Below are 13,928 nucleotides of genomic sequence, written 5' to 3' on the forward strand. Positions count from 1 at the left end.
CCACTGGCTTTTGCACGCAAATCTCCCCCGCGCCCGGAAGCCCACCTCCGGGTCTTTGAAGACAAAGCTTTCCCGTTGCCGGAGACACCCCGCGCGCCGGCTTCCGGACTGTTACAAAACTCTGATCCCCGCCGGTCTGTCGAAGCGATTCGACGTCGCCGGGAGGGCCTTTTTAGGTACCGCGAAGGGCGGCAATCAAGCACAGAAGAGTCATTCGACTGAAATATAGGCGCTTGACACGCAAAGCCGCCGGATTTGCCCGAAACGCCCATTTATCGGCGTTTTTCAGCGCATTAACTTTCTGTTCCGAAACGGCTCAGCCGCGAATCGTGGGAAAAGCTGGACTTTTCCCTGAAACGATTTTGTCACGAAAAAACCCGCCGATCGAATGACCGGCGGGCCCTTGCGACCTTCGTGTAACAAAAGCGTCAGCCGAGCGCGGCGACCGCCTTGGTCAGGCGCGAATATTTGCGCGCCACGGTGTTCTTGTGGAGCACGCCCTTCGACACGCCGCGCTGCATCTCCGGCTGGGCGGCCTTCAGCGCCTCGGTGGCGACAGCCTTGTCGCCCGACGCGATCGCGGCCTCGACCTTCTTGACGAAGGTGCGGATGCGGCTGACGCGGTTACCGTTGATCACCTTGCGACGCTCGTTGCGACGGATCCGCTTCTTGGCCTGCGGCGTGTTCGCCATGTGTGTCCTCGAACCTGCTCAAATGGGATGGCGGCGTGGGTCGCCCCAGCGCCGGGAAGGCGTGCCCTCTACGCAGGTGCGGGAGATTCGTCAACCGCCCGCGACATTACTTCTGGCAGGCGGGACAATGGAAGGTCGAACGGCCCGAATCCACCCGCCGCGCGACCATGCCTTTGCCGCAGGGGCACGGCTCCCCTTCGCGCCCATAGACACGGAACTGCTTGGAGAAATAGCCGAGCTCGCCGTCGGGCCGGGCATAGTCGCGCAAACTCGATCCGCCCGCCGCGATGGCCTCGGTCAGCACCTGCCGCGCCGCTTCCACCAGCAAGGTCCGCTTCGGCGCCGTCAGTTTCCCAGCCTGTCGCGTCGGCGCGATACGAGCGATATTGAGCGCCTCGCACACATAGATATTGCCGAGCCCCGCCACGATCCGCTGGTCGAGCAGCATCGCCTTGATCGGCGCGATCCGACCTTTCAGCGCCTCGCCGAGCTGCCCGGCGTTGAAATCGGCGGAGAGCGGCTCCGGCCCCAGCGCCTTGAAGGGCGCCCACTCCGGCAGCGCCTCCGTCGCCATCAGGTCCACCGATCCGAAGCGGCGCGGGTCCATCAGCGACAGTCGCCGCCCCTCGTCGGTTTCCAGCACGAGATGGTCGTGCGTGCCGACCGCCTCCGGATCGACCCGCCAGCGGCCCGACATGCCGAGATGGAACACCATCGTGTCGCCGCGATCGGTGTGGATCAGCCCGTACTTCGCGCGCCTGCCCAGCCCCGTCACCCGCGCGCCGGTCAGCCGCTGGCGCAGGTCCGGCGGGAAGGCGCGGCGCAGATCGGCGCGGCGCGGCTCGACGCGGGTCAGCATGCGGCCGGCGAGCACGCTCTCCAGCCCGCGTACGGTGGTCTCGACTTCGGGAAGTTCGGGCATATCTGCTCCAACAGCTAGGATCGAATTGCGCCCTCCACAAGCGGCGGCTAAGCGCGGATGCATGAGCAGCGACACCGTCTCGTTCGGCTACAGCGAGGTAGCCCCCGAAGAGAAGACCCGCATGGTGGGCGACGTGTTCGCCAAGGTGGCGAAGCGCTACGACATCATGAACGATGCGATGTCGGGCGGCCTCCATCGCCTGTGGAAGGACCAGTTCGTCGCCCGCGTGAAGCCCCGGCAGGGCGAGCACATCCTCGACATGGCGGGCGGCACCGGCGACATCGCCTTCCGCATGGCGCGCAAGGGCGCGGAGATCACGGTCGCGGACATCAACCCCAACATGCTGGCGGTCGGCATGGAGCGGGCGAACAAGAAGGCTATCGAGGGCCTGCTGTGGGCCGAGGAGAATGCCGAGGCGCTCTCCTTCGCCGACAAGGCCTTCGACGCCTACACAATCGCCTTCGGCATCCGGAACGTGACGGACATCCCCAAGGCGCTCAGCGAGGCACATCGCGTGCTGAAGCGCGGCGGACGCTTCTACTGCCTGGAGTTCTCGACCACCACATGGCCGGGCTTCAAGGAGGTGTACGACACCTACTCGCACAAGCTCGTCCCCCGTCTCGGCAAGCTGATCGCCGACGACGAGGACAGCTATCGCTACCTGGTCGAATCAATCCGCCGCTTCCCGGACATGCCGACCTTCAAGGCGATGATCGGCGAGGCCGGCTTCGTGAACGCGAAGGTCGAGCCGATCCTCGGCGGGCTGGTGGCGATCCACAGCGGCTGGAAGATTTGAGCCCGGTGCAGGTTTTTGCGATCAGGATCCAGCCTCCGTTCGGCCTGAGCGCAGTCGGAGGCCATGCGCGAGCGGTGGCTGCACTTCGACTTCGCTCAGTGCGAACGGAAGTCGTGCGTTCTGGCGCCCGCCTATGACCTCCTCCCTCACCCATGGCTGGCGCCTGTTCCGCTGGGGCCGCACGCTGGCCCGGCACGGCGCGCTGATGGGGATCGAGCGTGATCCGCTCACGCCGACGCCGCTGCGCCGCGGGGTGCGCCTCGCACGCTTCGGCTTCCGCGTGCCGAAGGAACCCCGCTACGCCGACGCGCTCGAGGCGATCGGCCCCGCCGCGATCAAGTTCGGGCAGGCGCTCGCGACGCGCCCCGATCTGGTCGGCGAGGCGGCGGCGCTCGATCTGTATCGCCTGCAGGACGCGCTGCCCCCCGTCCCCTTCCCGCTGATCCGCGCCAGCATCGAGCAGGCGCTCGGCCGCCCGCTGGAGGAGCTGTACGCCAGCATCGACGAAATACCGGTCGGAGCCGCCTCGATCGCGCAGGTCCACCGCGCCGTCACCACCGAGGGCAGGCACGTGGCGGTCAAGGTGCTGCGCCCCGGCGTCGAGCAGGATTTCGCCCGCGCCATCGACACCTATGAATGGGCGGCCGCCCAGGCCGAGCATATGGGCGGCGAGATCGGCCGCCTGCGCCCGCGCCTAGTGGTCGCAACCTTCAAGCAGTGGACCGCGCGCGAGCTCGATCTGCGCCGCGAGGCCGCCTCGGCCTCCGAACTGGCACGCGGCATGGAGGCCGAGCCCGGCTTCCACGTGCCGGCGATCGACTGGCAGCGCACCGCGCGCCGCGTGCTGACGCTCGAATGGCTGGACGGCGTGAAGCTTTCCGACATGGCGGGACTCGAAGCCGCCGGGCACGATCGCAGGGCGCTCGCCGCCACGCTGGTGCGCGTGTTCCTACGACAGGCGATCGCGGAGGGCTTCTTCCACGCCGATCTCCACCAGGGCAATCTCTTCGCATTGCCCGACGGCCGCATCGCCGCGATCGACTTCGGCATCATGGGCCGGATCAACCGGCAGGCACGCGTCTGGCTCGCCGAGATCCTGCACGGCCTGATCACCGCCAATTACCGCCGCGTCGCAGAAATCCACTTCGAAGCGGGCTACGTCCCGGCCCACCACAATCTCGACGAGTTCGCGACCGCGCTGCGCGCCGCCGGCGAGCCGATCCGCGGCCTGCCGGTGAAGGACATCTCGATCGGCCAGATGCTCGACGGCCTGTTCTCGATCACCCGCGATTTCGACATGCCGGTGCAGCCGCATCTGCTGCTGCTCCAGAAGACGATGGTGATGGTGGAGGGCGTGGCGACCGGCCTCGATCCCGATATCAACATGTGGGACGTCGCCGCTCCCTTCGTGCGCGAATGGCTGCGCGGCGAGCTGGGTCCGGAAGCGTTCCTTGCCGATCGCATGCTGGAGATCGGCCGACTGGTCCGTCGCATCCCCGATCTGCTGGAGCGGATCGACCGCGCCTTCCCCCATCCGGGTGCCGCGCCCCCGCCCCCGCCGCTGCCCGAGGTCCATGTCGTGCGCGCGGGCGGGGTGCGCATGATCGTGGTCGGCATCGTCTGCGCCGCGCTCGGCGCGCTGGCGATGTGGCTGGTCCATTGACGGAGCCCGTTTCCCGCCACTTCCTCTCACACCGTTTGCGGCTGCACTACATCGATTGGGGCAACGAGGGCGCCCCGCCGCTGATCCTCCTCCATGGCGGCAACGATCATGCACGCAGCTGGGACGACGTGGCGCGGCGGCTGCGCGGCCGCTTCCATATCGTCGCACCCGATCTACGCGGGCATGGCGACAGCGACTGGTCGCCCGACGGTAATTATTCCGTGACCGCCCACGTCATCGATCTCGCCGAGCTGATCCGGCAGCTGGGCGGCGGGCCGGTCCCGGTCGTAGCGCACAGCTTCGGCGCGCGGGTGGCGCTGCGCCATGCGGGCATTTTTCCCGAGACCGTCTCCCGCCTCGTCGCGATCGAGGGCCTGTTCGGCACCGCCACGACGGCAGCCCCAGCCGATCGCATCCGCGACTATTATAGTCGCCAGCGCACCTTCATCGCCAAGGCTCCGCCGCGTTACGCGACGCTCGAGGAAGCGGGAGCGCGCATGCGCGTGGTCAATCCGCGCCTGTCCGACGCACTGGCGCTGCACCTCGCGCGCCACGGCACCCGGCAGGATGGGGACGGCCGATACCGCTGGAAGTTCGATCCCCTCGCCCGTCCGCGCACTCCGGTCGAGCTGACCCCGGACGAGGAGCTCGCGATCTTCGCCGCGATCACATGCCCCACGCTGCTCGTCCAGGGCCGCGACAGCTGGGCGCGGATCGACGAGGGCCATCCCGGCTGCCGCGCCATCCCGGACGCCCGGCTGGCGACGTTCGACGATGCCGGCCACTGGGTGCAGCACGACAGACTCGACGCCTTTGTGGAAGAGGTTTCCGCCTTCCTCAGCCCAGCATGAAGGGCGGATCGGGGATCGTCGCGCGGGCCTCGTTCAGCATCAGCGACCAGCGCGCCGAGAGATCGTTGAAATAGACGTCATCCACGCCGATACGGCGCTGGTTGATCGGCTGCCCGACATCCGACGGCACCACCACCAGATCGAGCGGCTTGCCCACGGCGAGGTTCGACCGCAGCGTCGAATCGAACGAGATCAGCCCGACCTTCACCGCCTCCGACAGCTCGGTGCCATATTGCAGCGCGCGATCGAGGATCGGCTTGCCGTACTTGGTCTCGCCGATCTGCAGGAAGGGCTGCTCCTTCTGGCACTCGATGAAATTGCCTTCGGGATAGAGGCGGTAGAGTGCCAGCGGCCCGTCGCCGATGCGCCCGCCGACAAGGAAGGACACCCCCGCCGAGACCTGCGCCGCCTCCAGCGCCTTGCCGATCACGGCATTGGCGCTCTGGATCGCCTCGCCGACCAGCTGGGCGACGCGGAACATGCTCGACATGTCGGCGATGCGGCGCGGCAGGGCGCCCTGCTCGGTCGGGGGCAGTCCCTCCGCGAGCTGGGCCAGCACGTTCTGCGTGGTCGAAAGATTGCCCGCCGTCGCGGCGAACACGGTGCGGTCCGGGCCTTCGGCGAGGGTGTGCAGCTTGCGGTACACCGAAATGTCGTCGACGCCCGCATTGGTGCGGGTGTCCGCGATCATCACCAGGCCCGCCTCGACCAGCATCCCCACGCAATAGGTCATGTCCCGACCGTCACCCCCGATCCTATCGTCCGGCGTCGCAGCGCCACTTGCCCGTCACTGGCTCTGGCTTTGCCTCTGCTGGATCGCCTCCGCAACCGCAACTTCGACATGCATCGTCTCCGCGCCGCCGCCGACCCGCGCTCCGGCGATCGGCGCGGCGTCGCGATAGTCGAGCCCGATCGCGACGCGGACATAGGCGTCGGTCGGCGAGGCGCCGTTGGCGGGATCGAAGCCGATCCAGCCATAGCCATCCACCCACGCCTCCGCCCACGCATGCGCGGCGGGCTGGACGTTCTGCCCGTCCGACCGCCACAGATGCCCGGAAATGTAGCGCGCCGGATGACCCAGCACGCGCGCCGCCGCAACGAAGACGTGGGCGTGATCCTGGCAGACGCCGTGGCCGTCCGCGAAGGTCGAGGCGGCGTCGCGATGCGGGTTGCCATCTCCCGCATCGAAGCGGATCTGCCGCCACAGCGCCCCGCATAGGCCATGGAGGCGCGATAGCGGATCGGCGGCGCTCTCGGCGATGTCGCGCGCGAACTCGGTGATCGCGGCGTCGGCGATCGTCTGCGGGGTCGGCCGCAGGAACAGCTCGACCGGAAGCGGCTCGGGCGCGCCCTGCACCATGCCGGCCTTGTCATCGGTCAGCACCTCGCCGCCGACGGTGAGCGCGATCCGGTCGATCGGGCCGTCGACGTACAGCATCGTCACCTCATTGCCGTAGCCGTCGCGGCTGCGCTTCAGCCGCGCGTCGCAATCGACCTCGACATGCCAGTCCACCACCGCCTGCCCGTCGAAGCTCGGCGGGGTGACGCGCAGCAACTGGACCAGCCGGCGCTGCGGCTGGCTGAACTCGTAATGGGTGCGGTGCTCGATCCTCAGACGCATCACTGGAACCGGAACTGCTGGCCGATCGCGAAATCGAGCCGGGCGTTGTCGGCGATGAAGCCGCGCAGGAATTCGTGGAGCCCGCCGGCGATGATGCCGTTGACGGTGGAGCGGTTGAGCATCTGCTGACGGATGCGCGCGGCGCGATCGGCCTCGCCCTGCCGGCCGAGCATGCGGCCGATCGCGTTCAGCATCTGCACCACCTCGTCGGAGGATGCCGCGATCGAGCGCGGCATCTCATGACGCAGCACCAGCAGATCGACGACGTGGCCGGGCCTGAGACCCTCGCGATAGAGCCAGCGATAGGCGGTGACGGCCGAAACGGTGTGGAGGATCGTCGTCCACTGGTCACGGTCGATCGGGCCGCCGACCTTCTCGCCCTCCGGCAGCAGCAGGTGATATTTGACGTCGATCAGCCGCGCGGTGTTGTCGGCGCGCTCGATCGCCGCGCCGAGGCGGACGAAGAAGCTCGCCTCGTTGCGGAGCATCCGGTGAAGCGCGCCTTCGAAGCCCCGCGCTTCGGCCTTGAGCTTCTCGATCATGGCGAGCGCGGCGGGGGTGCCGTCGCTCACCCGCACGTCGCGCACGCCGAGCCAAGCGCGGTTGATCGCCTCCCACGCTTCGCGGGTCAGCGCGGTGCGCACCGACTTGGCGTTGTTGCGCGCCAGATCGAGGCAGGAGCGGATCGAGCTGGGATTGTCCAGGCTGAGCGCGAGATAGCGCCCCACCGCCTCGGGGCTGACCGGCTCGCCGGTGAACCAGAAACCGTCCTCGGCGGCCACGACCGCGAGCGCGCTTTCCCACGCCCCCTCTCCCGCCGGGCGCGCGGACAGCAAATCGAGCCGGATCGTCGCCTCGATGAGGCGCGCAGTGAACTCCGCGCGCTCGACGTAGCGGCCGAGCCAGTAGAGCGAGGCGGCGGTGCGCGAGAGCATCAGTCGGCCCCCGATCGCAGCGGCGCGACTTCGGGTACGGTGGTCTTGCCCCGCCGGCGCGGGCGGTCTGCCAGGATCAGGCTGTCCTTGGTGCCGCCACCCTGCGACGAATTGACCACCAGCGATCCTTCGCGCAACGCCACGCGCGTAAGGCCGCCCGGCACGATCCGAATGCCGTCCGCACCGCTGAGGCAGAAAGGTCGGAAGTCGACGTGGCGCGGCGCCACGCCTTTTTCGGTGAGCGTCGGCACGGTGGAGAGCGCCAGCGTCGGCTGGGCGATGTAGCGATGCGGCTCGGCGACCAGCGCCTCGCGGAAGCGCTCGATTTCGGCCTTGCTTGCGGTCGGGCCGACCAGCATGCCGTAGCCGCCCGAGCCGTCGACCAGCTTGACCACCAGCTTGTCGAGATTCTCCAGCGTGTAGGTGAGCGCCTGCTTCTCGCGGCAGCGCCAGGTTTCGACGTTCGGGAGCTTGGCCTCGGCGCCGGTATAATAGCGCACGATCTCGGGCATGTAGCTGTAGATCGCCTTGTCGTCGGCGATGCCGGTGCCGGGCGCATTGGCAAGCGTCACGTTGCCCCCGAGATAGGCCGCCATCAGCCCCGGCACGCCAAGCATCGAGTCCGGCCGGAAGACCAACGGATCGATATAATCGTCGTCGAGCCGGCGGTAGATCACGTCCACCCGCACCCGCCCGTCGATCGTCCGCATCCAGACGATGTCGTCGTCCACCTCGAGATCTGCCGATTCGACCAGCTCGATCCCCATCGCGTCCGCGAGGAAGCTGTGCTCGTAGAAGGCCGAGTTGAAATGGCCGGGCGTCAGCAGCACGCACACCGGCTCGCTTCCCCGCCCGTGCGGCGCCACCGAACGCAGCGTGGAGAGCAGCAGGTCGGTATAGTCGTCCACCGGCTCGACCGGGAACATCTCGAACAGCTCCGGGCAGAGCCGGATCATCGCCTCGCGATTTTCCAGCATGTAGGAAACACCCGACGGCGTGCGGGCATTGTCCTCCAGCACGAAGAAGTCGTTCGGCCCCGTGCGCACCATGTCGATGCCGCAAATGTGGGCATAAACGTCATGCGGCGGCCGTGACCCGGCGACCTGCGGGCGGAATTGCGGATTGGCGAGCACGAGCTCGGCGGGAAGCACGCCGTCGCGCAGGATGCGGCGCGGGCCATAGACATCGGCAAGAAAGGCGTTGATCGCCTCGACCCGCTGCTCAAGCCCCGCCTTCAGGTTGCGCCATTCCGAGGCGGCGAAGATCCGGGGGACGATATCGAAGGGGATGATGCGCTCGGCAGCCTCATCCTCGCCATAGACCGCAAAAGTGATGCCGAGCTGGCGAAAGGCGGCCTCCGCGGCCTGCTGGCGGCGATTGAGCTCGTGCGGCGGCGTGTCGGCGATCCAGGCGGCCAGCGCCTCGAACCCTTCGCGCGAGGCATCCGGCCCTGCGCTGCCCCAGACTTCGTCGAACGCCGGTACCCGCATCGCCCTCCGATCCGATTCATGTCGGTTCGATGAAAGACTGACGCGCTTTTTTGCGGTGCACAAGAGGCAAAGCGCCTCTCCGGCAAATCAGCCGATCACGCGCTCCTTGGCCGGCAGCGGCTCGCGCTTGCCGGGCATCGGCTGCGGCGCCGGCGGATCGAAGCGCTGCCAGCCCGAGACGGTCAGCTTCTCGATCGGGCGGAACCGCGTCTTGTACTGCATCCGCGCCGATCCCTCGACCCAGTAGCCGAGATAGACGTAGGGCAGCTTGGCCCGCGCCGCACGGCGGATATGATCGAGGATGATGAAGGTGCCGAGCCCGTCGCGCTCGGCATGATCGGGATCGAAGAAGCTGTAGATCATCGACAGCCCGTCACCCTGCTGGTCGGTCAGGCAGGCGCCGACCAGCTTGCCGGGGCGGCCGTTGCGGCCGGGTTCGCGATATTCGATGACGAAGCTCTTGACCGGCGTCTGCTCCACCATGTCGGCGAAATCGAACTCGTCCATGTCGGCCATGCCGCCGCCGGGGTGGCGCGCCGAGAGATAGCGGCGGAGCAGCGCGAACTGCTCCTCGGTGGTCCATGGCTTGCAGGCGGTGACGACGAGGTCGCCATGCTTCTTCAGCATCCGCGCCTGCGTCTTGTTCGGCTTGAACTCGGCGGCCGCGACGCGCACCGACACGCAGGCGGTGCAGCCTTGGCAGCTCGGGCGGTAGGCGACCGATTGCGAGCGGCGGAAGCCGATCCGGCCAAGCGCATCGTTGAGCTCGCTGGCATGCGGGCCACTGAGTTCGGTGAACACCTTCCGCTCGGTCTTGCCGGGCAGATACGGGCACGGGCTCGGCGTCGTCACGAAAAAGCGTGGAAAGCGAAAAGGTGCGCTCACCGGCCTGGCCGTCCTCTCATGCCCAACATGGTTGCCAACCTCTTTATGAGGCAAGAGTTGCGCGGGCGAAAGAGCGGTAAGTCTTAAAAGAAGATTAACAGGCCCGTTTCGCGACGAAACGTGCCCGAAAACCCCATTCAGCTGTGGATAAGTTAACTTTTGGGGCTTGCCGGAGCGGACGAATCGGCCCGCGCCGGCGGTAAATATGGTTAAGCCAGCTCGACCCGGCTCACTTCATATCCCTCGCGCACGATCGCGGCGACGAGGCGATCGAGATGCTCGGCATCCCGCGTCTCGCACTCGACGTCGAGCGTCAGGCCCTTCGCCGGCAGGTTGGTGAAGATGCGCTGGTGATAGAGCTCCAGGATGTTGGCGTTCTCCTCCTGGAAGATCCGCGCCACCGCATAGAGCGCGCCCGGCCGGTCCTGCAACCGGATGCGCAGGCGGGCGAGCCGGCCCGAGCGGGCGAGATCGCGCAGCAGCACGTTGGCGAGCAGGCGCGTGTCGATATTGCCGCCGGTCAGCACGAGCCCGACGTTGCGGCCCGCGAAGCGCTCGGGATGCGCCAGCAGCGCGGCGAGGCCGGCGGCGCCCGCCCCCTCCACCACCGTCTTCTCGATCTGCAGCAGCAGCGACAGCGCCTTCTCCAGATCGCGCTCGGAGACGAGGACGATGTCCTTCACCAGCGACCGCACGATCTCGCGCGTTACCTTGCCCGGCACCTTGACGGCGATGCCCTCGGCCAGCGTGTCGCCGCCGTCCGGCAGCGTGACGCCGTTCATCTCGGCATACATGGAGGGATAGAGCTCGGCCTGCACGCCGACCACGTCGATATCGGGATTGATCCCGTGCGCCGCGATCGTGCAGCCAGAGATCAGGCCACCGCCGCCGATCGGAATCGCCAGCGTGTCGATCTGCGGCACGTCGGCCAGCATCTCGAGCGCTACGGTGCCCTGCCCCGCGATGATCGCGGCCTCGTCGAAGGGATGGACGAAGGTGAGCCCGCGCTCGGCGGCGATCTCGTAGGCGGCGGCTTGCGCGTCGTCGAAGCGCTCGCCGACCTGGATCACCTCAGCGCCATGGCCCTCGGTCTGCTGCACCTTCACCGTGGGCGTCGGCTTCGGCATCACGATCGTCACCGGGATGCCGAGCCGGCGACCGTGATAGGCGAGGCCCTGCGCATGGTTGCCGGCCGATGCCGCGATCACACCGCGCGCGCGCTCCTCCTCGGTGAGCTGGAGCAGGCGGTTGAGCGCGCCGCGCTCCTTGTAGGCGGCGGTGAACTGGAGATTCTCGAACTTCAGCCAGACATTGGCGCCGGTCAGCTGCGAAAGCGTGATCGAATGGAGCGTCGGCGTCCGCACGATGGAGGGGGCAATCCGCTCATGCGCCATGCGAATGTCCGCCACGGTGACGACGGGAGGATCCAGCGGGCGGAGCGTTGCTTCTGCGGTTGCCATAGTGCGGCGCGGCCTAGACCATCTGGCGGTCCCACGGAAGGTGGGTTATGCCCCCGCCCCTATGGCGAAACTGGCATTCATCGGGCTGGGCACGATCGGGGGACCGATCGCCAGGCATCTCGCGGCGGCCGGCCACGATCTCACCGTCTATAACCGCACCCACGCCAAGTCCGAGGCGTGGGTGGCTGCGCATGGCGGCAGGGCTGCGGACAATGCGGCCGAGGCGGCCGAGGGCGCGGACGGCGTGTTCACCTGCGTCGGCACCGACGACGATCTCGCCGAGGTGACGCTGGGACCGTCCGGCGCCTTCCGATCTATGCGGCAAGGCGCCCTGTTCGTCGATCACACCACCGTCTCCGCCAAGATCGCCCGCCAGTTGGGCGTCGAGGGCAAGGATCGCGGCTTCCTCGTGCTCGACGCGCCGGTGACAGGCGGGCAGAAAGGTGCGGAGGAAGGCCGGCTTGCCTTGATGTGCGGGGGCCCGAGGAAGGCTTTCGAGGCGGCCGAGCCGCTGATGCATGCTTACGCCCGGATCATCGTCCATATCGGTGGATCGGGCACCGGGCAGACCACCAAGATGGTCAACCAGATCGCCCTCGCCGCCAATGCGCAGGGCGTCGCCGAGGCGATGCGCTTCGCGCAGGCGGCGGGGCTGAAGCTCGACAAGGTGTTCCAGGCAATCTCCACCGGCGCCGCGTCGAGCTGGCAGATGACCAACCGCTGGGAGACGATGGCGAGGGAGGAATTCGACTTCGGCCTCGCGGTGGACTGGTTCCGCAAGGATCTCGGCCTCGCGATCGACGAGGCACACGCCAACGGCGCGGCGCTGCCGGTGGCGGCGCTGGTCGATCAATTCTATGCCGACGTGCAGCGCATGGAGGGCGGCCACCGACAGGATGTCTCCGCGCTCATCCGGAGACTACCAAAATGAGATCGACGCTCGCGGCGCTGGCCGTTCTCGCTTTGCTTTCGGCCCCGGCGCACGCGAAGAAGAAATACGGTCCCGCCCCGGAAACCGAAGGCGGGCTGCTCGACGACGTCAACGGCTACACCATCGCCCGCGACGGGACGGTCAAGCGCTTCAACGGCCTGCTGATCGGCAAGGACGGCAAGGTGAAGGCGCTCCTCCAGCCCGGCGACAAACGCCCCGACTGGCTGGATTTCCGGCTCGACGGCCACGGCCGCACGCTCCTGCCGGGCCTGATCGACGCGCATGGTCATTTCATGGACCTGGGCTTCGCGCTCACCCATGTCGACTTGACCGGCACCACCAGCCTCGCCGACATGCAGACCAAGGTGGCGAACTATTCCGCCAGCCATCAGGAGCCCGGCTGGGTGCAGGGCTGGGGCTGGAACCAGGAACAATGGGGGCTGGGTCGCTTCCCGACCGCCGCCGATCTCGATCTGGCGGTGAAGGATCGACCGGTCGTGCTCCAGCGCATCGACGGCCACGCGCTGCTCGCCAACACCGCCGCGATGCGCGCGGCCGGGATCACCGCCTCCACCAAGGACCCCGTCGGCGGCCAGATCGTGCGCGACGCCAAGGGCAATCCGACCGGCGTGTTCGTCGACAACGCCGTCGACCTGATCATGCGCGCCGTCCCCGCTCCTGCCCCGATCGAGCGCGACGACGCCTTCCGCAAGGCGCAGGAGGCGCTGCTCGCCTTCGGCATTACCTCGACCTGCGACATGAAGACCACGCAGGACGATTGGAACGTCTTCCGCCGCGCCGGCGACGTCAACGCGATCCGCCTGCGCATCGTGGCCTATGGCGACGGCGTGGAGACGGCGCTGTCGATCGCGGGCAACTCGCCGACCAGGTGGCTCTACAGCGACCATCTGCGCATGGTCGGCGTGAAACTGTTCCTCGACGGCGCGCTCGGTTCGCGCGGCGCGTGGCTCAAGCAGCCTTACAGCGACATGCCCTCCACCAAGGGCCTGCCCCGCCTCGACGACACCAAGCTCAAGAATCTGATGAGCCGCGCGGCGATGGACAACCTGCAGGTCGCGATGCATGCGATCGGCGACGCCGCCAACGAGGAGGCGCTCTCGGCGATCGAGGAATTGTCCGAGACCTACAAGGGCGATCGTCGCTGGCGGATCGAGCATGCCCAGATCGTCGATCCTGCCGACCTGCCGCGCTTCGCCAACAACGGCATCATCGCCTCGATGCAGCCGACCCACGAGACCGACGACTGGAAGATGGCGGAGAAACGCCTAGGCCCTGATCGCCTCAAGGGCGCCTATGCCTGGGCGACGATGGAGAGCGAGCATGTGCCGCTCGCCTTCGGCTCCGATTACCCGACCGAGAGCCCGAACCCCTTCCCCGGGCTTGCTGCCGCCGTCAGCCGGCAGGACGCGCAGGGCCAGCCGGCGGGCGGCTGGCATCCGGAGCAGGTGATCACCATGCCGCAGGCGCTGGCCGCCTTCACATCGGGCGCGGCCTATGCGGCGCAGGCGGAGGACAAGGTCGGCTCGCTGGAGCCCGGCCACTATGCCGACTTCGTGCTGGTCGACACCGATCCGCTGACGACGCAGGACAGCCAGGCGATCCGCCGCACGCAGGTGCTGGAAACCTGGATCGGCGGATCGCGGGTGTGGGTGAAGAAATAG

Annotated in this window: 13 protein-coding genes; 5 read left to right on the forward strand and 8 right to left on the reverse strand. The window is 67.7% G+C overall.

Going from position 1 to position 13,928, the window contains the following annotated elements:
• Positions 1–428 precede the first annotated feature (428 nt).
• Complete coding sequence (gene rpsT, locus HZF05_RS20340) at positions 429–692, reverse strand: 30S ribosomal protein S20 (RefSeq protein ID WP_160364287.1); 264 nt, start codon at positions 690–692, stop codon at positions 429–431.
• Between the two features lie 106 nt (positions 693–798).
• A complete protein-coding gene (mutM, locus tag HZF05_RS20345; protein ID WP_160364288.1) occupies positions 799–1,614 on the reverse strand; it encodes a bifunctional DNA-formamidopyrimidine glycosylase/DNA-(apurinic or apyrimidinic site) lyase in 816 nt (271 codons plus the stop codon).
• A 61-nt stretch (positions 1,615–1,675) separates the two neighbouring features.
• On the opposite strand from mutM, the gene ubiE reads away from it, so the two are divergent.
• The 3 genes from ubiE to HZF05_RS20360 all read left to right on the forward strand — a co-directional run bounded on the left by ubiE (position 1,676) and on the right by HZF05_RS20360 (position 4,924).
• Complete coding sequence (gene ubiE, locus HZF05_RS20350) at positions 1,676–2,410, forward strand: bifunctional demethylmenaquinone methyltransferase/2-methoxy-6-polyprenyl-1,4-benzoquinol methylase UbiE (protein WP_160364289.1); 735 nt, start codon at positions 1,676–1,678, stop codon at positions 2,408–2,410.
• A 133-nt stretch (positions 2,411–2,543) separates the two neighbouring features.
• Positions 2,544–4,073, forward strand: a complete 1,530-nt coding sequence (gene ubiB, locus HZF05_RS20355; RefSeq protein WP_160364290.1) for a 2-polyprenylphenol 6-hydroxylase — start codon at positions 2,544–2,546, stop codon at positions 4,071–4,073.
• Positions 4,070–4,924 carry an alpha/beta fold hydrolase gene (locus HZF05_RS20360; protein WP_160364291.1) on the forward strand — a complete coding sequence of 285 codons (855 nt, stop codon included), beginning with the start codon at positions 4,070–4,072 and terminating at the stop codon, positions 4,922–4,924. Before ubiB ends, HZF05_RS20360 begins: the two co-directional genes overlap by 4 nt.
• Here the strand turns inward: HZF05_RS20360 and HZF05_RS20365 are convergent.
• The 6 genes from HZF05_RS20365 to HZF05_RS20390 form a co-directional block, all read right to left on the reverse strand.
• On the reverse strand, positions 4,911–5,657 hold the full coding sequence (locus HZF05_RS20365; protein ID WP_160364292.1) for a proteasome-type protease: 747 nt from the start codon (positions 5,655–5,657) through the stop codon (positions 4,911–4,913). The genes HZF05_RS20360 and HZF05_RS20365 overlap by 14 nt on opposite strands.
• Positions 5,658–5,711: 54 nt before the next feature.
• The gene (locus tag HZF05_RS20370; protein ID WP_160364293.1) at positions 5,712–6,545 is read right to left on the reverse strand and encodes a transglutaminase family protein; all 834 of its coding nucleotides are present in this window, start codon (positions 6,543–6,545) and stop codon (positions 5,712–5,714) included.
• On the reverse strand, positions 6,545–7,480 hold the full coding sequence (locus tag HZF05_RS20375) for an alpha-E domain-containing protein (RefSeq protein ID WP_160364294.1): 936 nt from the start codon (positions 7,478–7,480) through the stop codon (positions 6,545–6,547). Before HZF05_RS20375 ends, HZF05_RS20370 begins: the two co-directional genes overlap by 1 nt.
• A complete protein-coding gene (locus tag HZF05_RS20380; protein WP_160364295.1) occupies positions 7,480–8,970 on the reverse strand; it encodes a circularly permuted type 2 ATP-grasp protein in 1,491 nt (496 codons plus the stop codon). Before HZF05_RS20380 ends, HZF05_RS20375 begins: the two co-directional genes overlap by 1 nt.
• A gap of 87 nt (positions 8,971–9,057) precedes the next feature.
• Positions 9,058–9,855 carry an arginyltransferase gene (locus HZF05_RS20385; RefSeq protein ID WP_160364296.1) on the reverse strand — a complete coding sequence of 266 codons (798 nt, stop codon included), beginning with the start codon at positions 9,853–9,855 and terminating at the stop codon, positions 9,058–9,060.
• 209 nt (positions 9,856–10,064) lie between these two features.
• On the reverse strand, positions 10,065–11,315 hold the full coding sequence (locus HZF05_RS20390) for a threonine ammonia-lyase (protein WP_160364297.1): 1,251 nt from the start codon (positions 11,313–11,315) through the stop codon (positions 10,065–10,067).
• Positions 11,316–11,376: 61 nt separating this feature from the next.
• Here HZF05_RS20390 and HZF05_RS20395 point away from each other — a divergent pair, with 61 nt between their 5' ends.
• Complete coding sequence (locus tag HZF05_RS20395; RefSeq protein WP_160364298.1) at positions 11,377–12,246, forward strand: NAD(P)-dependent oxidoreductase; 870 nt, start codon at positions 11,377–11,379, stop codon at positions 12,244–12,246.
• Positions 12,243–13,928 carry an amidohydrolase gene (locus HZF05_RS20400; protein WP_160364299.1) on the forward strand — a complete coding sequence of 562 codons (1,686 nt, stop codon included), beginning with the start codon at positions 12,243–12,245 and terminating at the stop codon, positions 13,926–13,928. The genes HZF05_RS20395 and HZF05_RS20400 overlap by 4 nt, the downstream gene beginning before the upstream one ends.

The organism is Sphingomonas chungangi, from assembly GCF_013778325.1.
Classification (GTDB): Bacteria; Pseudomonadota; Alphaproteobacteria; order Sphingomonadales; family Sphingomonadaceae; genus Solisphingomonas; species Solisphingomonas chungangi.

Bases quoted from the DNA above. Each gene is read 5' to 3' on its own strand.
- rpsT (WP_160364287.1), bottom strand. From the start codon at position 692: ATGGCGAACACGCCGCAGGCCAAGAAGCGGATCCGTCGCAACGAGCGT.
- mutM (WP_160364288.1), bottom strand. From the start codon at position 1,614: ATGCCCGAACTTCCCGAAGTCGAGACCACCGTACGCGGGCTGGAGAGC.
- ubiE (WP_160364289.1), top strand. From the start codon at position 1,676: ATGAGCAGCGACACCGTCTCGTTCGGCTACAGCGAGGTAGCCCCCGAA.
- ubiB (WP_160364290.1), top strand. From the start codon at position 2,544: ATGACCTCCTCCCTCACCCATGGCTGGCGCCTGTTCCGCTGGGGCCGC.
- HZF05_RS20365 (WP_160364292.1), bottom strand. From the start codon at position 5,657: ATGACCTATTGCGTGGGGATGCTGGTCGAGGCGGGCCTGGTGATGATC.
- HZF05_RS20370 (WP_160364293.1), bottom strand. From the start codon at position 6,545: ATGCGTCTGAGGATCGAGCACCGCACCCATTACGAGTTCAGCCAGCCG.
- HZF05_RS20375 (WP_160364294.1), bottom strand. From the start codon at position 7,480: ATGCTCTCGCGCACCGCCGCCTCGCTCTACTGGCTCGGCCGCTACGTC.
- HZF05_RS20380 (WP_160364295.1), bottom strand. From the start codon at position 8,970: ATGCGGGTACCGGCGTTCGACGAAGTCTGGGGCAGCGCAGGGCCGGAT.
- HZF05_RS20390 (WP_160364297.1), bottom strand. From the start codon at position 11,315: ATGGCAACCGCAGAAGCAACGCTCCGCCCGCTGGATCCTCCCGTCGTC.
- HZF05_RS20395 (WP_160364298.1), top strand. From the start codon at position 11,377: ATGGCGAAACTGGCATTCATCGGGCTGGGCACGATCGGGGGACCGATC.
- HZF05_RS20400 (WP_160364299.1), top strand. From the start codon at position 12,243: ATGAGATCGACGCTCGCGGCGCTGGCCGTTCTCGCTTTGCTTTCGGCC.